The sequence below is a fragment of the Bacillus sp. RZ2MS9 genome (assembly GCF_001816185.2).
In the GTDB taxonomy this organism is placed as follows: Bacteria; Bacillota; Bacilli; order Bacillales; family Bacillaceae_G; genus Bacillus_A; species Bacillus_A cereus.
This window is the reverse complement of record NZ_CP049978.1, coordinates 1,178,314-1,195,541: the sequence shown is the minus strand read 5'-3', so window position 1 is coordinate 1,195,541 and position 17,228 is coordinate 1,178,314. Positions and strand designations below refer to the sequence as shown.

The window sequence follows — 17,228 nt, the reverse complement described above, 5'->3', positions numbered from 1 at the left end:
CGAGGGGCTTCAACATAAAAATGACAATACTATGACATTTTTTCTAAAAATGTATATTTTCTGACGATTTACCATTTTATATTCCTTTTTCCTTATAAATACAGTAAAATATTTGTAGATTAAACGTTTTATTACACCTTATTTACTTTTTATCTACTTTATAATAAAAAAGAACTATCTCTTCTCTAAAAAATTCAGAGAAAGAATAGTTCTTTTTCATACACCTTATTTCTTAAAGTAAGTCCAACCTTCTTCTTGGTAAACCTTTTCTTCTTTCATCAACTTACCAAGTGCGCGCTTAAATGCAGCTTTACTCATGTTAAAGCGTTCTTTAATATCTTCTGGATGGCTCTTATCCCAAAACGGCATTGCTCCGCCTCGTTCTTCCATATATGCATAAATTACTGCAGCATCATCTTCCATTCCTTCTTCTTTACGAGGAAGAAGTGAAATGTTAATTGTACCGTCATCTTTTACGTCAATAATACGGCCCGTTACACGCTGACCGATGCGGACTTGTTCTTTTCTTTCTGTATGGTGTAGGAAAGCACGGAAATGCTCATCCGTTAGTATGAATGAACCAACTTGAAGTGAACGATATACACGTCCGTTTACGTTTTTATTACGCATAGATGGCGTTGCATCTACGATAATTTCTTGCATATCACTGTCTCTTGCCGGAAGAGCAATTAAACGATCACGATTCGTTAATTTTAACGTACAATATAATTCATCGCCTACTTCTGGCCATACCGGCATATAAATCGGGAACTCATCAGCTGGAATTAGTATATCTTTTGACACACCAATATCAACAAACACACCTAAACTAGGAATAACTTCTACAACCTTTACCCAGTTCCAATCATAAGTTGTAATAATCGGTTCCTTCATTGTTGCTGAAATACGATTTTGGTGATCAAGGTATAAGAATACATCAATCGTATCGCCTTCTTCAATTTCTCCAGCCACTTCGTTTTTATGTAGGAAAATTTCTTCTTCTTCATTCCCAACCATATATCCGATTTCCGTTTCGCGTAAAACAGTTACCTGTTCAATCGATCCTATTTGCAAATACATATTTTTTAATTCCCTTCTATATATATAAAATTATCTTTTTTATCATTCCAAACAAAAGTTAATTATAACATGATTTTTCCTGTATTTGTCCAACTGCCCAAAATTCACTATAATAAAATGAGGTTACATGAATATAAGTACGAAAACACTTAAGTCTAGACTCGTTTTCAGCTATACTTTAGTATGTACAGTACATAACAAGATTAGAAATTTATTTGGAGGTGCTAACTATGGCAAAAGATAGTTCTTTTGACATCGTTTCGAAAGTAGAATTACCTGAAGTAACAAACGCAATTAATATCGCATTAAAAGAAATCCAAAACCGATATGACTTTAAAGGAAGTAAAAGTGATATTAAATTAGAAAAAGAAGTACTTGTTTTAACTTCTGATGACGAGTTTAAATTAGAGCAAGTAAAAGACGTTCTTATCTCTAAACTTGTAAAACGTAACGTTCCAATTAAGAACTTAGATTACGGAAAAGTTGAAGCTGCAACTGGCAACACTGTTCGCCAACGCGCAACACTTCAACAAGGTATCGATAAAGATAACGCCAAAAAAATTAACAACATCATTAAAGAAATGAAATTAAAAGTAAAAACACAAGTACAAGATGATCAAGTACGTGTTACAGCAAAAAGCCGTGATGACTTACAAGCAGTAATCGCAGCTGTTCGTAGCGCTGATTTACCAATCGACGTACAGTTCATTAACTACCGCTAAAAAGAAAACTCCTCTTAATTAGAGGAGTTTTCTTTTTTGTCTTGTAGAGACAATATTACGAGAACAAACTATATAAAAAGGTATATGCGGTGAAAATTGCTAAGTGAACAGAGTCTAACCATACGAAGACTTTACAAGTGACCGTATGATTAAACTAGGCCTTATTGTAGAATTTGTTTTATACATGCATTTAGCAGACCTTATTGAAAATAAGAAAAAGACACCTCAAGACGTTCCCCCTTCGATTTGAATTACTTTTCTTAATAACTACATCCTAGACCAAAATCATCTTAAAAATCGCTGTAACTCATAATCCCTCTCCCCGTCAAAACGTAACAATTTATGAGTATAAGAATATTTCCCAACCTTTAATATAATGTAAAATTAATAAGGAACTTAAAAAATGTTAATTAAAAAAGAGTTAGAAGTGGTTATATGAAGAAATTAATACTATGGTTTTTATTGGCCACATTCTCCCTAAATACTGTAGGATGTTCTAATAATGCGAATTCACTAACGGATAAGTCTAACTGTATCAACAAAGCTTGGTACAAAAAAACTATGTCATGTAATCATTTAAAAAACATTAAATAGTTAATGATAAAAGTCATAAAAAAAGAAACCTCAAAGCGCCTTCCTCCGACTTGAACCAATAATATTCGGATGGATTTAAAAAGAAGCATACATCGTTAATAAAGATGCAGACTTCAAAATAAAAAGTACACTAAGTAAACTCTTATTCAAAGATTTATATTAAGCACTAATATTTTAGAAGAAAGTTTATAAGTTTAAAACCTACAGGGATTTTCCCTGTAGGTTCTATTATATTTCAAGTAATACCCAAATGAATTATGAGTAGCTTTTTTCATTTTGGTTTTCAAAATATTTTTCTTTAACCATTTTTATCAGATTTTCTTTTTCTGTTAGTTCAAATATAAATAATGCTTTTTTCATGTTATTTGCAATATCTTCTTCATTCTGTTGTTTAAATCTTAATAAATTCCATCCCTTTAAATAGTAAAGTTCACCTAATAAGTATAAAGTATTTAGATTAATAGCTAATTTGACTTTGTGAACATATTCCATGACATAATTCGGATTGTGATATATTTTTTTTAATTCTAAGCTCTTTAATGGTAATACCCAAATCGTAAAACTCCATTTTTCCACCTACTATTTAGCACTGTATTAGTATAAGAGTATTCTCTAACTTTTAATGTAATGTAAAATCAATATAGTTACAATTATTGATTGTTTCAAAGATTCTTCCCTATCGGTGCTAACACAAAAAACAAGTTAGGAAGAACATCCCCTTCCTAACCTGGCCCTCCTCTCACTAGGGACGTTTTCATTCTCACATCGTTTCTCTTAAGAAATTTCATATCAACAGAATAAATACTATCGCGCCACCGAACAAACTTACAAATCCAATAAGAAGACATGAACGTAGAGTGAGTAACTTCTCATCTCATCTACGTTTCCTTTTAACTACAATTAAAAACGCAATAAATAATACATTCACACCAACGATTAAGGAGATAAATAACCAATTCACACCTGTTTCTCCGTTAACTTTATACACGTTTGATTCTTCACGCTTTAAAACGAGATAAAATTTTCCGTTTTCCTCTCTTATAATTTCATCCTGCAACAATCCTCTTAACTCTTGTTTTTCACCAATTGCACTTGCAGGTAAGGAGACTTTTTGTGTTTCTTTCGTATTATTAATTGCTACTAAAGTTACTTCATCTTTATATTTTCGTTTTAGTATGCTCATCCCACTCTTATCATACAGAAGCTCAAACGTACCGCGTCGTAAAGACGGTCTCGCCTGCCTAAGTTCACCTAGTTTTGTTATGTGCTGCATAAATTTTTCGTCTGACTTAAAATCCATTAATCGTCTATTATCGGGTACACTTCCTCCATCTAATGCAATTTCAGTTCCGTAATAAAAATTCGGAATCCCAGGTGATGTTAACAAATATGTAAGCGCCAGTTTTAAACGTGATGGCGGATAATACATATTTTCTTTTGCAATACGCGCATATCTTTTTGTTTCTTGATCATCTAAAAACGTAACAAATTCCCCTTCTTTTTTACTCACATCGTATAACGATTTCACCGATACATCCGCTTTGGAAAACGATTCTACTATTTTTTCGTTGTATTCGCTATCCTCCTTTGTCATAATACGAAAATCTTTCTTTATCACTTGCATATCTTTTTGCGCGTTATCCCAAAAGGAACGCGGCTTTTTTTCACTATGTATAACATAACTTCCGTCTAAATCAACTTCTTTTATCCACCATTTCGTTGCATCAATTACCTGTTGTTCGTTTTCTCCAAGTGGAAATTGAAATACAACTTTCATTCCTTTTGCATGAGCTTCTTTTACAAGTTCTTTCACATCATTGTCTGTCCCGAAATGTTCATTTACCTTTTTAAAATTTCGCACGTCTAATCCATCGTACTTTCCACTTTCAAAAAGCGGCGAAAGCATAATGGTAGTAAAACCCATTTCTTTTATGTAATCCAACCTTTTTATAATTCCTCTTATATCCCCGCCTTGATACCCTTCTAAATTACCAACTTCTAACTGCTTGTCATTTTTCGGTTCTCCATTATTGAAGCGATCAATCATAATGGAGTATATAACTTCATCTTTCCACTCTCTTTTTTCGTCTGCAAAAGTATGTATTGGTACAAACAAAACAAAAGCTAAGCAAAAACAAATGAATAGTTTCCTAGTCCGTATTTTTCCCACACGCATCCCCCAAGTTTTTAATTGTAAGAATATTATACCAATTATCCAAGTGAAACGCATATGTCGATTTCAATCCTCACAAAATAATCCATGTTACATTTTCTAACATCATGTATATATTTTTCTGAATTTTTAGTTGTTTTTTAATTCCTTTTCGAATATGATATGAAACATAACAAAACGATGTTATTTTTTCTAACATTACAGGAGGAGAGATCATGGATATGGGAGATACAGTTTTTATGTTTATGACGACAGTAATGGTCATGTTGATGACACCAGGATTGGCACTTTTTTATGGAGGTATGGTTCGCAGCAAAAACGTACTCAGTACAACGATGCATAGTTATAGCGCAATGGCTATCGTTTCGATTCAATGGATTGTTATCGGCTATTCTTTATCATTCGGACCAGATTGGCACGGGCTTATCGGCACACTTGATTGGTTCGGTCTAAACGGAGTTACCTACGCACCAAATCCAGACTACTCATCTACTATTCCTCACAATTTATTCATGATGTTTCAACTCATGTTCGCCATTTTAACTCCAGCTTTAATTTCAGGTGCATTTGCTGAAAGAATGCGATTTTCTGCCTTTCTTATTTTTATCCTTCTATGGACAACAATCGTTTACAATCCTGTCGCTCATTGGGTATGGGGCGTCGGTGGGTGGCTAAGGGAACTTGGCGCCCTAGACTTCGCTGGCGGAAACGTCGTTCACATCACTTCCGGAGTTGCTGGTCTTGTATTAGCTATTTTCCTTGGAAAACGAAAAAACATAAATGGTTCTTCTCCTCACCATTTGCCATTTACAATGTTAGGTGCAGGCTTATTATGGTTTGGCTGGTTCGGTTTTAACGTCGGCAGCGCATTATCCTTAAACGACGTAGCGTTAACTGCATTTATTAATACAAATATAGCCGCCGCTGCCTCCGCTCTAACTTGGATGCTTTCTGAATGGTTCTTCCAATCAAAACCGACCGCAATGGGAGCTGCTTGCGGAGTTGTTTCTGGTCTAGTCGCTATTGCACCAGCTTGCGGGTTCGTTACACCTTTCTCCGCCCTTCTTATCGGAGCAATTGGTGGCATATTATGCTTTGGCGCCGTTTTCTTCTTAAAAACAAAATTTGGGTATGACGATACACTTGATGCCTTTGGATGCCACGGCATCGGAGGAACTTGGGGCGGTATTGCAACAGGACTATTTGCAACTACTGCCGTAAACGGCGATGGCGCTAACGGATTATTTTACGGAAACGCCTCGCTGCTGTTGAAACAACTTGTAGCGATCGGCGCAACATATGCGTTCACAATTATAATGACGTATGCCATTATTAAAGCAATCAACTTCTTCCTCCCTGTCCGGGTAGATGAGCACGAGGAACATATGGGACTTGATATTTCGATGCATGGTGAGAAAGCTTATGAACATGCAGAGCGAGCAAACTAAAAAAGAGATGCAATCTATTAGTAATAGATTGCATCTCTTTTTTGCGCACCGGGCAACATACCCCACCTAGTATAACCGGAAATATATTAACGGTTTTTTGGATATATCAACGATTTTTCAAATATATCGATTGTTTCTTTCAATATATCAACGGTTCGACACAACATATCGATTTACCAACAAATTCCGACATGTTTTACATGCGAAATACCCCACATAACTTTATACAAAAAAGACGACCGAAGCCCGGTCGTCTTTTCCTATTTATTTCGGAGCATTTCCTACATATTGCGTAATATCAACATTTAATGCCTGCGCTAAACGCATACCGTATTCTTGATCTGCACGGAAGAAGTTACAAACAGCTAATAATTTTGTGCGTTCATTTACGTCTTTTAGATCATTTGTTAAGTTTGCAATTAAGTTATCTTGCTCTTCTTTAGAGAATGAACGGTAACGCTCACCTGCTTGTTTGAAGTCATTTGGTTTCTCAATTTTTTCACGAGATACATAGCCTTCTACTTTCATAGTTGAATCGCGGTAAGCTTTGTCTTCAACTGGATTCTCTGCATGACGACTCGGTTCGTAGTTGATTGTAGATGGGTTTTGATTCACTTGCATCGCACCATCACGTTGTTGATTATGAACAGCTGCGTATGGGCAGTTTACAGGAATTTGTAAGTAATTTGCACCAAGACGATAACGCTGTGTATCTGGGTAAGAGAATAAACGACCTTGTAATAATTTATCTTCCGATGGCTCAATACCATTTACAGTTGCACTTGGAGAGAACGCTACTTGCTCTACTTCTGCAAAGAAGTTTTTCGGATTACGATTTAACGTCATTGTCCCTACTTCCATTAATGGGAAGCGTTCTTCTGGCCATACTTTCGTTGGATCTAGTGGATCAAAGTCTAAAGAGTCCATTTCATCTAATTGCATAACTTGTACGTGTAAATCCCATTTTGGGTAATTTCCTTTTTCGATTGCATCGAACAAGTCACGAGTTGCATGATTGAAGTCTTTCCCTTGTACTTCTTGCACTTCTTTCGCATTTAAGTTACGTACACCTTGCTGTGGTTTCCAGTGGTATTTAATATAAACAATTTTACCTTCTTCATTAATCCATTTAAATGAATGGACGCCGAAACCTTCCATTTCACGATAGCTTGCTGGTGTACCGTAATCAGAAAATACCCATGTCATCATATGTGTAGATTCTGGACTTAACGTCATGAAATCCCAATAACGATCTGGCGTTTGAATATTCGTATCAGGTGCTGGTTTTAAGGAATGTACCATATCAGGGAATTTAATTGCATCACGAATGAAGAAAACTGGTAAATGATTACCTACGATATCGTAGTTTCCTTCTTCTGTATAAAATTTAACAGCAAACCCACGTGGGTCACGTGCTGTTTCAGGAGAACCTTGACCATGAATAACCGTTGAAAAACGAACAAATACAGGCGTTTCAGTTCCTTCATTTTGTAAAAATGCTGCTTTCGTATATTGCTTCATACTATTTTTCGTTACGAATACACCGTGAGCACCTGCACCACGTGCATGCACAACACGCTCCGGAATACGTTCACGATCAAAGTGCGCAAGTTTTTCTACTAAATGATAGTCTTCTAATAATACTGGTCCACGACGACCAGCTGTACGAGAATTTTGGTTGTCTCCAACTGGAGCACCTTGGTTTGTTGTTAAGCGATTATTTGGATTCATCTAGGGGGATCCTCCTCTTTCTTTCGTAGTAATCATTATTTATTTAAAATTATTATAAATTAATTATTATTCAAAACTAAATCTTTGTCAACTATTTCCTTCACTTTTTTGGAAACAATTTCAGCCAAACAGTCGATAAATGCAGATTGTGCATTCGGCATATTTGGTCTGAAATATTTGGCATTTAATTCATCCGTTACAACTTTACATTCATAATCGTTGTCATATAAAACTTCTAAATGCTCCGCTACAAAACCAACTGGGCAATATACGAAAGATTCGTACCCATGCTCTTCATATAAATCTTTCGTTAAATCTTGCACATCTGGACCAATCCACGGATCTGGAGTATTCCCAGCACTTTGCCAACCCGTTGTATAGTTTTGAATATTTGCAGCTTCTGCAATTAAATCTGCCGTATGCTTTAGTTGTTCTACATATGGGTCTCCTGCTGCAATAATTTTTTCTGGCAAACTATGCGCTGAAAAAATTACGACTGCTTTCTCTTTATTATCAATTTCTGTAAACATCTCTTTTATTTGGTCTGCCCAATACGAAATAAATTTCGGTTCATCATACCATTGTTCAATTGGTTCAATAACAGGACCACCGATTTCTTTTGAAAGACGAATAGCACGGTCATTATACGCTTTAATGCTAAATGTAGAGTAATGCGGCGCTAATACGATACTAATCGCTTGCTCGATCCCATCACGCTTCATTTCTTCTACAGCATCTTCTATAAATGGTGCAATATGTTTTAAACCTAAGTAACAAGTAAATTCATACTCTGTAAATATGTTATTCATTGAATCTGTTAATTTATGCGCCTGTTCTTTCGTAATTTTTGCAAGCGGTGAAATTCCACCAATCGCTTTATAGCGCCCAATTAAATCTTCAAGCGCTTCTTCTGATGGCGTACGCCCGTGACGGATATGTGTATAATATGCCTCTACATCGTCTAATGATTCTGGTGTTCCATACGCCATTACGAGTAAACCTATTCTTTTCTTTGTCATCTATATAACACCTCAATTTTATAAATGAGAATCTTTTTCAGAACGTTTGTTTCCAATTATAACAAGTAATAATAAGTACGTCAAAATAATAATTCTAATTAAGTATTATTTATAAGGTGATTTTGAATTTTATATGACAATTTCTTTAATAAAAAGCGACTTACATAATTGTAAGCCGCTTTTCCCTTATTCCTTAATATTTACCCCATATTCTTTAAACCAAACATGAATTTGTGCTAAATGAGCTAAAAGCTGTGGCCCAGTCATCAATTGACCAAACCATGGTGTTTGAAATGCACTGCCGCCAGACTGAATCAATCCACTCAACTGCTCTTTATCAAACAGTTCGTGTAAAATTGAACCTTTATCCGTTAATAGATTTTGAAGCCATACTGTTACTGCGTTTGTATAGTGTGGATTGTGCGTTTTCGGATACGGACTCTTCTTTCTATATAAGATGTCATGCGGAAGTACATCTTCTAACGCTTTACGTAATAGACCTTTTTCGCGGTTTTTATACATTTTCATTTCCCAAGGAATATTCCACGCATATTCGACAAGACGATGATCTGCAAATGGAACACGTACTTCTAAACTTGCCCCCATACTCATGCGGTCTTTTCTGTCTAATAATGTTGTCATAAACCATACCATATTTAAATAAAATAATTGGCGTCTTTTTGCTTCTAGCGGACTTTCCCCCTCTAAAATAGGAACTTCTTGAATCGACTCTTCATAACGCCTTTGTACATATTGTTGTAAATTTAATTTATTTCTCCATTCTTTTTTTAGAAGTTGTTCACGTGCCTCTGTAGAACGCATCCATGGAAATGCACTCGATTGTAAATCATCTTCTCTATAAAACCACGGATATCCACCAAATATTTCATCTGCACATTCTCCAGATAAGCCAACGACAAAATCTTGTTTAATTTCTCGGCAAAACCATAATAATGACGAATCGATATCTGCCATACCAGGCAAATCACGAACAAGTACTGCTTCAGTTAAATACTCTGCTAATTTTTCATTCGAAATGACGCAGCGATGATGGGTTGTTTGAAATGTCTCAGTCATTAAATTAATAAACGGAGCATCTGAATTTGGCTGGAATGCATTTGCTTTAAAGTATTTGTCATTATCTTCGTAATCAATAGAATACGTGTGTAATTGCCCTTTTCCCAATCTCTCATATTCTTTCGCTGCAATAGCTGTAATAGCGCTCGAATCTACACCACCTGATAAAAAAGTACATAGTGGTACATCAGAAACAAGCTGTCTTGTAATAGCATCTTGTAGTAAAAAGCGCGTTTTCTCTACTGTTTCTTCAAAAGAGTCTTCATGTTTTTTACTTTCTACATTCCAATATCTCCATATACACAAACCGTTCTTTGAAAATGTCATCGCATGACCTGGACGTAATTCTTTTATACCAGCATAAATACCGTGGCCAGGCGTTCTTGACGGTCCGAGTCCGAATATTTCTGATAACCCTTCTAATGTTACTTCCGCCTTCACATCTGGATGCGACAATATCGCTTTTAACTCCGAACCAAATAGTAAGCGTCCGCTATCATATTTATAAAAAAGTGGCTTTACACCTAATCGATCTCTCGCAATAAATACTTGTTCTTTCTGTTCATCCCATACTGCAAACGCATATATACCGTTTAAATGATCGACACATTCTTCTTTCCATTCAATATAAGAAGCTAATAATACTTCTGTATCAGAATGACCTTTGAACGTATACCCTCTTCTTAATAATTCCTTTCGAATGTCTTCTGTGTTATAAAGTTCACCGTTATAGCAAATGGCATAATTCGTTTCATCTTTTAAACAAGTCATCGGTTGTTTCCCCCCCTCAGGATCAACAACAATTAACCGTTTATGCCCAAATGCGACATTTCCTTTAATCCAAACTTTATTATCATCCGGCCCCCGCTTCGCTAACGTCTCAGCCATCTTCGTAACGACATCTCTTTCTCCTTCTAATGAGCGTTTATAATCCACCCATCCTGTAATCCCGCACATATAAATCATCCTTCCATCTTATTTCTTTTCTTGAACGTGCAGTAATCCCCACCCTAAGAGTGCGGATTAAAAAATGAAAAACTTGACGATAACCTACTATCCACATATGGAATAGCATTCTCACTCAGTAAAACGTGTTTTATTGTATGCCCACCTATGTCTAGATGTGTCTAGTTATAAAGAACGCACGAACTGTCTATAACAGGAATAACTACTTTTCATAAAGGAGAAATCGTATATGATACAACGTAAACATATTTTATATAACCAGCCCCGTGCTCATACAGTCGGTAATGTAGAATATATAAACAATGAATGGGTATTCTTTGATGATGAAAATGATGAAGCGTTTCTATTAGAAGATATTGCCGAAGATGGGTTTGAAATTTTGTATAATAACAATTGGTTACCAGCCCGTTTCTATGAACAAGATGTATTACAAATCGCCAACGAGCAACACCATTTGCAAAATGGTGAAATGGTACGTATTCGAAAAAAGTTACTTCTTAGCTATAATGAATGGCTCGAGGAATTACCTGACTCTGTCTTCACATTATTAACCGAATCATTGCAATCACTTCACTACTCTTTATATGATTGCATGTATTGTCATAATTATTTATCTTTCTTACCGAAAGAGGAGTCACGCGAAGGAGTAAATATTCTTTTGTTTGATAACGACGAAATGATCTGTACACTGCAGCACCATTTCGTCCGTCACACTACGTCAAATAAAAATATGTTCCGTTTTACGAAAGTAAATGGAGAAGAGTTGCATATCGATGCGACATAAAATAAAAAACCACCTTATCTCCCAAGTCTTTGAGATTATAAGGTGGTTTTATTTTTATTTGAATACGTACCAGCCAAGTGGCAATTTCAGTCCTAAGTATAATACTGCTACTAGCGCAACAATAAATAAGCCCCAAACCGCCCCTGTTGGTTTGTTTTTGCTCATTTTCACAAGAACCATTTCCATTCCGCCGATAACTAAAATACCAGCTAACATTTTCAGGCCGTACCACATGTGCATGCTACCTGTTGCTGTCTTCACAATACTCATGTACAACATGAAGCCTGTCACAATAATGATGATATACATTAGGCGAAGCCCCATATGTACACCCTTACCTTTTCTTCCTGCTGAATAAAGTGAATACGCAACGAAGAATAAAATTAAACCTAACGCCCATGCTGTAATATGCATATGTACCATCGTATCCCTTACCTCCTCTTTTCACACTTTTTCACTCTATATGATAACATGTTCATTTATTTTCAGGAAATGTTTCGCTTTTTTACATTTAAATGCTATAATATTTAGAGTATTTACAAACTTCTTGTAATAACAAAAGGGGGAACAATCATGATTCAAACTAAGGATATTATCGAACTTACAGACACATACGGAGCAAATAACTATCACCCACTTCCAATCGTTATTTCTAAAGCAGAAGGTGTTTGGGTAGAAGATCCTGAAGGAAACCGCTATATGGACTTATTAAGTGCATATTCTGCAGTAAACCAAGGTCATCGTCACCCGAAAATTATTAACGCTTTAATTGACCAAGCTAATCGTGTTACGTTAACTTCTCGTGCTTTCCATAGCGATCAATTAGGTCCTTGGTACGAAAAAGTTGCGAAACTAACTAATAAAGAAATGGTACTTCCAATGAATACAGGTGCTGAAGCTGTTGAAACTGCAATTAAAACAGTTCGTCGCTGGGCTTACGATGTGAAGAAAGTAGAAGCAAACCGCGCTGAAATCATCGTTTGTGAAGATAACTTCCACGGACGTACAATGGGTTCTGTTTCTATGTCTTCAAACGAAGAGTACAAGCGTGGATTCGGTCCAATGCTTCCTGGCATCGTTGTAATTCCTTACGGTGATTTAGAAGCATTAAAAGCCGCAATTACACCAAACACAGCAGCATTCATTTTAGAGCCAATTCAAGGTGAAGCAGGAATTAACATCCCACCAGCTGGTTACTTAAAAGAAGCTTTTGAAGTATGTAAAAAAGAAAACGTTTTATTTGTAGCAGATGAAATCCAAACTGGCTTAGGCCGTACTGGTAAAGTATTTGCTTGTGACTGGGACAATGTAACTCCTGACATGTACATACTTGGTAAAGCACTTGGCGGCGGCGTATTCCCAATCTCTTGCGTAGCAGCAAACCGCGACATTTTAGGCGTATTCGAGCCAGGTTCTCACGGTTCTACATTCGGTGGTAACCCACTTGCATGTGCTGTTTCTATCGCAGCTCTTGAAGTGTTAGAAGAAGAAAAATTAACAGAGCGTTCTCTTCAATTAGGTGAAAAATTAGTTGGGCAATTAAAAGAGATTGATAACCCAATGATCACTGAAGTTCGCGGTAAAGGTTTATTCATCGGTATCGAATTAAACGAACCAGCTCGTCCTTACTGTGAACAACTAAAAGCAGCTGGTCTACTATGTAAAGAAACACATGAAAACGTAATTCGTATCGCACCACCTCTAGTAATCTCTGAAGAAGATTTAGAGTGGGCATTCCAAAAAATTAAAGCTGTATTATCGTAATGATAGAGAGGTTGTCCGACATGTTGGGACAACCTCTTTCTTTTTATATTCATTTACATTAATATTTTTTGTAATTTTCTGTATTTTTAAATCGTAAAGGAGGTGCGATATGCTATTAAGATATGGTAAACATATTAACTATTTAGCTACATCTTTTATTTTAGTTACATTCTTTGGCTTCCTACTTTCCACAACATGGCTTACTCACTACTCAACTCCTACTACATTCACACTACTGAAAGCATCATTTTGGACTGCTGTTATTCTTACTATCATTGGTTTTGGACGAGAAAAAAGCGCACTTACGGTTATACTATTTGGCATTTGTACACTTGCATTCATTGGTCTTTACACTTTTTCCGTTATTGATTACCTCTATAACCCAAGGCCATAAAAAAGAGCTATCTTTTAACAAGATAGCTCTTTTCTTCACTTCACTACATTTCGCAAAGTACCAATTCCTTCTACTGTAATAACCACTTCATCACCAGCATGTAAAAACTTCGGTGGTGTGAAACCTTTTCCGACACCAGCCGGGGTTCCTGTTGCGATAATATCGCCTGGTTCTAAAGTCATTCCTTTACTTATCGTTGAAATAATTTCTTCTATTGAAAAAATCATTTTATTTGTGTTGGAAGTTTGCCTTACTTCTCCATTTACTACCGTTTCAATGTGTAATGCATTCGGCGCATTAACCACCGATTTATGAATTAAATACGGTCCCATCGGACAAAATGTATCGAAGCTTTTCCCAAGGAAAAACTGTTTATGTTTTCTTTGAATGTCTCGAGCTGTTACATCATTTATAATCGTATAACCAAAAACATGCTCAAGCGCTTTTTCTTTTTTTATTTGCTTCCCTCGCTTACCAATAATGATAGCTAATTCTCCTTCGTAATCTAGTTCGTCCGTTGCATGAGGGTGACCATTAATTTGCTCATTTATGCCAATAACTGTTGTTGGTGCTTTCGTAAAAATCATTATATTTTCTGGAATAGACTCTATTCCGCCCATTTCTATGGCATGCTCACGATAGTTTTTTCCAACGCACAAAATATTCTTTCTTGGCCTTGGAATCGGTGCTAATATTTTCACCTCTGTTAACGGATAATACGCCGCTTCCCCGTTCTCTTTTGCCCAATTTACAATTTCACATACTTTCTCAAAGCATTCAGTTCCTCTTTCAATACACTCTAACATTGTAATAGGGATTGTAACCTTTTCCCCTTTTTGTCTTTGCGCTTCTCTTAAGTGTAATACCTTTTTTTCTTCTTCATCCACAATACCTACAAATACCTTTTCTTCTTTCTTCGCCGTTACAAAACGCAATATTTCCACTCTCCATCCTAAAACTCATGCCCTTTAATTGTATTCGCATCCGTAAGAAAAAAACCTTCTCATACACGCTAATTTTTACAATATTCTTCTCATACCCTATTCGTTACGCCTTTATATTTGGCATAAAATGTAGAAATTTTACTTTTTTTAGCGAAGGTATTTCTTTTTTATGGAGTTTTTGTATAATATGTACTACATATATACTAAAAATTTCATTTAGAGATGGAGCCGATTTCAATGTTTGAGCAAGCGATTGAAAAAAAACGTGAAAAAATGATTTATTTTGCTGAACGCTATGGAATGACTTCTCAAAAAACAGTGGATTGTAGCCAAGAACTGGACAGGCTCTTAAATGTAATTTGGCATGTACATACGGATTTTCACCCAAATCAAACACTCGACACACACACGCAATAGCGTGTGTGTGTCTTTTATTTCAAAAAAACACACATTTTATTGAAAACGCCCATACAATAGTAGAAAAGAAAATTTTAAAAACGAAGGGTGTTTTATATGCCAGCTATGGTCGGACATATTCGTATCGTCAATATTGGATCAAGTGGTATTTTTCATATTGGAGATGTATTTGCGATTAGGCCTATTAGTTACTCACGTGCTTTCGCCGGGGCCGGCTCTTTCAACGTTGGAGACAATGTTTCTGTCTACAATTATCAAAGTGCAACGACTGTCAACGATTCAGATGTAATCGATCAAGCGATAATTGGCTCAACTTAAAGGAGGCAATTGCATTGAATTTTTATGTAAACCAAAGTATCATCATCAACAGTATTAAAATTGATAGCATTACAACCTCTTCTGTGTTCCAAATTGGTACTGCCGGAAGTATTAAAGCCCTATCTAAATTTTCAAATACGGGCGGATTTACGGAGCCGCTTCGCCCATTACAGGCGAAAGGACAAATTATTTCTATCAAACCATCAACTAGTTCTTCTTAAGACATCCTTGTCATAAATATATAGCAGGAATATTTTTACCCTCCCTATTGAAAAGGAGGTTTCACAAATGAATCAAGATATATATACTTACTTACACCAACTTCAACAAGCTCTTCAAACACAACAAGCAGCCATCCTGAATTTAGAAGATCAAGTGCGCCAACTCCAAGAAGAGCTTAACGAATTAAAAAATCGCCCCTCCTCTTCTGTAGGAAAAGTGGAATACAAATTCGATCAATTAAAAGTCGAAAATTTAAATGGTACTTTAAATATTGGTTTAAACCCATTTTCAGCAAAAGGACAACAAATTGAAGATTTTCAAGTGGATACAGAAACATTGAAGGTAAACCCTGAAACGGAAACAAACCCAGACTTTTATCAAGGTATCCTCCAAGAAATGCATCGATACTTAGATGAAGAAGCATATAATCGTATTCTCCATTTTGAACAAGAAGAGCGAACACCGCTTGATGAAATGTATCGACAAATGATGGTGGATGACATAAAAAAACAGATGGAGCATCGACTCCCTTATTATTTATCACAAGCGCAATCATATGAAGGTATTTCAACAGATCCAGATTATTTACGTGATATCATTATTCAGGCAATGAAACAAGATATTGACAAAGCCTTTCTCTCCTTTATTCAGCACATACCGGGAAATTTCCGAAAGGAGTAAGTATGTATGAACCTTAACGTTGTAAACCGTGAGTTAAAAGTCGGACAGATTAAAATGAACGGTGTATCGTCGTCCGCACTCTTTTTAATTGGAGATGCAAATCTCCTCATTCTATCTTCTATTCTCGATACACCATTTGAAACAGTTACAGAGGGTCCATTTGTACCATTAGTAACAGATGTCCCTCCTACTCCAGGTTAAGGAGACTGAGAAATTATGTTGCATCATGTGTCTATTGTCCAAAATGTTTCTATTATTTCTTTAGGGATTGCTGCTGTATTTCAAGTTGGAGATGCAAACCAAATGGAATTAAAAAGTAGAGCTATTGCCGTCCACCGTGAAATTCCTTTTTATATACGGGGAGAAGGTCGCTTTGATGCTTTTGAAATCTTTACAGATGAACACATTACAATTCCAAAACGAACGACAGATGTAAAATTAAACATTGTAAATGAATGCCCTTTTATTGAAGTTAATAACGTTGAATTACGCACACTTTTAAATTCTGGTTGCTTTCAAATTGGAAATGTTGATTATGGTTTTAATAACTCTCGTATTATACAAATCCGCCAATATATTACGGATGAACCTTCCGCACAATAATTCATATAGTAATTAAAAAGCTTAGTAAAGTAGGTGGATGGTATGCCTTCGGTTGTAGGAAATCTCGTCGTGCAAAACAGTAACGGCTCTTTCAACTTAGGAGATTTTTATAACGTATCTCCGAAAGAAAACACGAAAGCCTATAACGGATCTGGAGCTTCCAATGTTGGGTTTGTCGTGAATACGTTTAACGGTGTTAGTGCAACGAATACATTTGATTCTGATGTGGCAGATCAAGATCAGATTGGAACAGCGTAAAAAAAGTAGGAGATATTCTCCTACTTTTTTCTT

General features: G+C 36.0%; 19 protein-coding genes and 1 pseudogene. 12 read left to right on the top strand and 8 right to left on the bottom strand.

Features of this window, described 5'->3' with window-relative positions; all coding sequences use genetic code 11:
- Positions 1–225: 225 nt before the first annotated feature.
- On the bottom strand, positions 226–1,080 hold the full coding sequence (locus BHV55_RS06155) for a CvfB family protein (protein ID WP_000281260.1): 855 nt from the start codon (positions 1,078–1,080) through the stop codon (positions 226–228).
- 230 nt (positions 1,081–1,310) lie between these two features.
- Between BHV55_RS06155 and BHV55_RS06150 the strand changes: the two genes are divergently transcribed.
- Positions 1,311–1,802, top strand: a complete 492-nt coding sequence (locus BHV55_RS06150) for a YajQ family cyclic di-GMP-binding protein (RefSeq protein WP_001040149.1) — start codon at positions 1,311–1,313, stop codon at positions 1,800–1,802.
- An 849-nt stretch (positions 1,803–2,651) separates the two neighbouring features.
- Here BHV55_RS06150 and BHV55_RS06145 read toward each other — a convergent pair.
- Together BHV55_RS06145 and BHV55_RS06140 are read right to left on the bottom strand one after the other, a co-directional pair.
- Positions 2,652–2,873: pseudogene (locus BHV55_RS06145) on the bottom strand (hypothetical protein); the annotation flags it as partial.
- Positions 2,874–3,270: 397 nt separating this feature from the next.
- Complete coding sequence (locus BHV55_RS06140) at positions 3,271–4,626, bottom strand: alpha-amylase family glycosyl hydrolase (protein WP_070757217.1); 1,356 nt, start codon at positions 4,624–4,626, stop codon at positions 3,271–3,273.
- 158 nt (positions 4,627–4,784) lie between these two features.
- On the opposite strand from BHV55_RS06140, the gene BHV55_RS06135 reads away from it, so the two are divergent.
- Positions 4,785–6,017: an ammonium transporter gene (locus tag BHV55_RS06135; RefSeq protein ID WP_070757218.1), complete on the top strand. Its 1,233-nt coding sequence runs from the start codon at positions 4,785–4,787 to the stop codon at positions 6,015–6,017.
- A 264-nt stretch (positions 6,018–6,281) separates the two neighbouring features.
- Here the strand turns inward: BHV55_RS06135 and katB are convergent, their stop codons facing one another.
- From katB to asnB, 3 genes are all read right to left on the bottom strand, one after another.
- Positions 6,282–7,748, bottom strand: a complete 1,467-nt coding sequence (gene katB, locus BHV55_RS06130; RefSeq protein WP_048568225.1) for a catalase KatB — start codon at positions 7,746–7,748, stop codon at positions 6,282–6,284.
- 59 nt (positions 7,749–7,807) lie between these two features.
- Positions 7,808–8,767: a ferrochelatase gene (hemH, locus tag BHV55_RS06125; RefSeq protein WP_048568226.1), complete on the bottom strand. Its 960-nt coding sequence runs from the start codon at positions 8,765–8,767 to the stop codon at positions 7,808–7,810.
- A 186-nt stretch (positions 8,768–8,953) separates the two neighbouring features.
- Positions 8,954–10,801 carry an asparagine synthase (glutamine-hydrolyzing) gene (gene asnB, locus BHV55_RS06120; protein ID WP_070757219.1) on the bottom strand — a complete coding sequence of 616 codons (1,848 nt, stop codon included), beginning with the start codon at positions 10,799–10,801 and terminating at the stop codon, positions 8,954–8,956.
- 238 nt (positions 10,802–11,039) lie between these two features.
- On the opposite strand from asnB, the gene BHV55_RS06115 reads away from it, so the two are divergent.
- Positions 11,040–11,594 (top strand): DUF2777 domain-containing protein, encoded by a 555-nt coding sequence (locus tag BHV55_RS06115; protein WP_000616049.1) that lies wholly within the window; start codon positions 11,040–11,042, stop codon positions 11,592–11,594.
- Positions 11,595–11,648: 54 nt separating this feature from the next.
- Here the strand turns inward: BHV55_RS06115 and BHV55_RS06110 are convergent, their stop codons facing one another.
- Positions 11,649–12,017, bottom strand: coding sequence for a YisL family protein (locus tag BHV55_RS06110; RefSeq protein ID WP_000233495.1), 369 nt, complete (start codon positions 12,015–12,017; stop codon positions 11,649–11,651).
- A gap of 150 nt (positions 12,018–12,167) precedes the next feature.
- Between BHV55_RS06110 and rocD the strand changes: the two genes are divergently transcribed.
- Both rocD and BHV55_RS06100 read left to right on the top strand, forming a co-directional pair.
- Positions 12,168–13,358 carry an ornithine aminotransferase gene (rocD, locus tag BHV55_RS06105; RefSeq protein ID WP_000616658.1) on the top strand — a complete coding sequence of 397 codons (1,191 nt, stop codon included), beginning with the start codon at positions 12,168–12,170 and terminating at the stop codon, positions 13,356–13,358.
- A gap of 109 nt (positions 13,359–13,467) precedes the next feature.
- On the top strand, positions 13,468–13,752 hold the full coding sequence (locus BHV55_RS06100; protein WP_000926864.1) for a hypothetical protein: 285 nt from the start codon (positions 13,468–13,470) through the stop codon (positions 13,750–13,752).
- A gap of 35 nt (positions 13,753–13,787) precedes the next feature.
- Here BHV55_RS06100 and BHV55_RS06095 read toward each other — a convergent pair whose 3' ends face one another.
- On the bottom strand, positions 13,788–14,687 hold the full coding sequence (locus BHV55_RS06095; RefSeq protein WP_001213086.1) for a fumarylacetoacetate hydrolase family protein: 900 nt from the start codon (positions 14,685–14,687) through the stop codon (positions 13,788–13,790).
- Positions 14,688–14,933: 246 nt separating this feature from the next.
- Here BHV55_RS06095 and BHV55_RS06090 point away from each other — a divergent pair, with 246 nt between their 5' ends.
- From BHV55_RS06090 to gerPF, 7 genes are all read left to right on the top strand, one after another.
- A complete protein-coding gene (locus tag BHV55_RS06090) occupies positions 14,934–15,113 on the top strand; it encodes an aspartyl-phosphate phosphatase Spo0E family protein (protein WP_000462845.1) in 180 nt (59 codons plus the stop codon).
- Between the two features lie 96 nt (positions 15,114–15,209).
- The gene (gene gerPA / locus BHV55_RS06085; protein ID WP_001111187.1) at positions 15,210–15,431 is read left to right on the top strand and encodes a spore germination protein GerPA; all 222 of its coding nucleotides are present in this window, start codon (positions 15,210–15,212) and stop codon (positions 15,429–15,431) included.
- 14 nt (positions 15,432–15,445) lie between these two features.
- Positions 15,446–15,652 carry a spore germination protein GerPB gene (gene gerPB / locus BHV55_RS06080; RefSeq protein ID WP_001012508.1) on the top strand — a complete coding sequence of 69 codons (207 nt, stop codon included), beginning with the start codon at positions 15,446–15,448 and terminating at the stop codon, positions 15,650–15,652.
- 67 nt (positions 15,653–15,719) lie between these two features.
- The gene (gene gerPC, locus BHV55_RS06075) at positions 15,720–16,334 is read left to right on the top strand and encodes a spore germination protein GerPC (RefSeq protein WP_001070760.1); all 615 of its coding nucleotides are present in this window, start codon (positions 15,720–15,722) and stop codon (positions 16,332–16,334) included.
- Positions 16,335–16,340: 6 nt separating this feature from the next.
- Positions 16,341–16,535: a spore germination protein GerPD gene (gene gerPD / locus BHV55_RS06070; protein ID WP_001052807.1), complete on the top strand. Its 195-nt coding sequence runs from the start codon at positions 16,341–16,343 to the stop codon at positions 16,533–16,535.
- 15 nt (positions 16,536–16,550) lie between these two features.
- Positions 16,551–16,937 carry a spore germination protein GerPE gene (locus tag BHV55_RS06065; RefSeq protein WP_000902319.1) on the top strand — a complete coding sequence of 129 codons (387 nt, stop codon included), beginning with the start codon at positions 16,551–16,553 and terminating at the stop codon, positions 16,935–16,937.
- A gap of 42 nt (positions 16,938–16,979) precedes the next feature.
- Positions 16,980–17,195, top strand: coding sequence for a spore germination protein GerPF (gene gerPF / locus BHV55_RS06060; RefSeq protein ID WP_001141566.1), 216 nt, complete (start codon positions 16,980–16,982; stop codon positions 17,193–17,195).
- The last annotated feature ends 33 nt before the right edge of the window (positions 17,196–17,228 follow it).

Coding starts and splice junctions, on each gene's coding strand:
- BHV55_RS06155 (WP_000281260.1), bottom strand. CDS start 1,080: ATGTATTTGCAAATAGGATCGATTGAACAGGTAACTGTTTTACGCGAA.
- katB (WP_048568225.1), bottom strand. CDS start 7,748: ATGAATCCAAATAATCGCTTAACAACAAACCAAGGTGCTCCAGTTGGA.
- BHV55_RS06110 (WP_000233495.1), bottom strand. CDS start 12,017: ATGGTACATATGCATATTACAGCATGGGCGTTAGGTTTAATTTTATTC.
- asnB (WP_070757219.1), bottom strand. CDS start 10,801: ATGTGCGGGATTACAGGATGGGTGGATTATAAACGCTCATTAGAAGGA.
- gerPA (WP_001111187.1), top strand. CDS start 15,210: ATGCCAGCTATGGTCGGACATATTCGTATCGTCAATATTGGATCAAGT.
- gerPF (WP_001141566.1), top strand. CDS start 16,980: ATGCCTTCGGTTGTAGGAAATCTCGTCGTGCAAAACAGTAACGGCTCT.
- hemH (WP_048568226.1), bottom strand. CDS start 8,767: ATGACAAAGAAAAGAATAGGTTTACTCGTAATGGCGTATGGAACACCA.
- BHV55_RS06150 (WP_001040149.1), top strand. CDS start 1,311: ATGGCAAAAGATAGTTCTTTTGACATCGTTTCGAAAGTAGAATTACCT.
- gerPD (WP_001052807.1), top strand. CDS start 16,341: ATGAACCTTAACGTTGTAAACCGTGAGTTAAAAGTCGGACAGATTAAA.
- BHV55_RS06135 (WP_070757218.1), top strand. CDS start 4,785: ATGGATATGGGAGATACAGTTTTTATGTTTATGACGACAGTAATGGTC.
- gerPC (WP_001070760.1), top strand. CDS start 15,720: ATGAATCAAGATATATATACTTACTTACACCAACTTCAACAAGCTCTT.
- BHV55_RS06065 (WP_000902319.1), top strand. CDS start 16,551: ATGTTGCATCATGTGTCTATTGTCCAAAATGTTTCTATTATTTCTTTA.
- BHV55_RS06090 (WP_000462845.1), top strand. CDS start 14,934: ATGTTTGAGCAAGCGATTGAAAAAAAACGTGAAAAAATGATTTATTTT.
- BHV55_RS06140 (WP_070757217.1), bottom strand. CDS start 4,626: ATGCGTTTCACTTGGATAATTGGTATAATATTCTTACAATTAAAAACT.
- BHV55_RS06100 (WP_000926864.1), top strand. CDS start 13,468: ATGCTATTAAGATATGGTAAACATATTAACTATTTAGCTACATCTTTT.
- rocD (WP_000616658.1), top strand. CDS start 12,168: ATGATTCAAACTAAGGATATTATCGAACTTACAGACACATACGGAGCA.
- BHV55_RS06115 (WP_000616049.1), top strand. CDS start 11,040: ATGATACAACGTAAACATATTTTATATAACCAGCCCCGTGCTCATACA.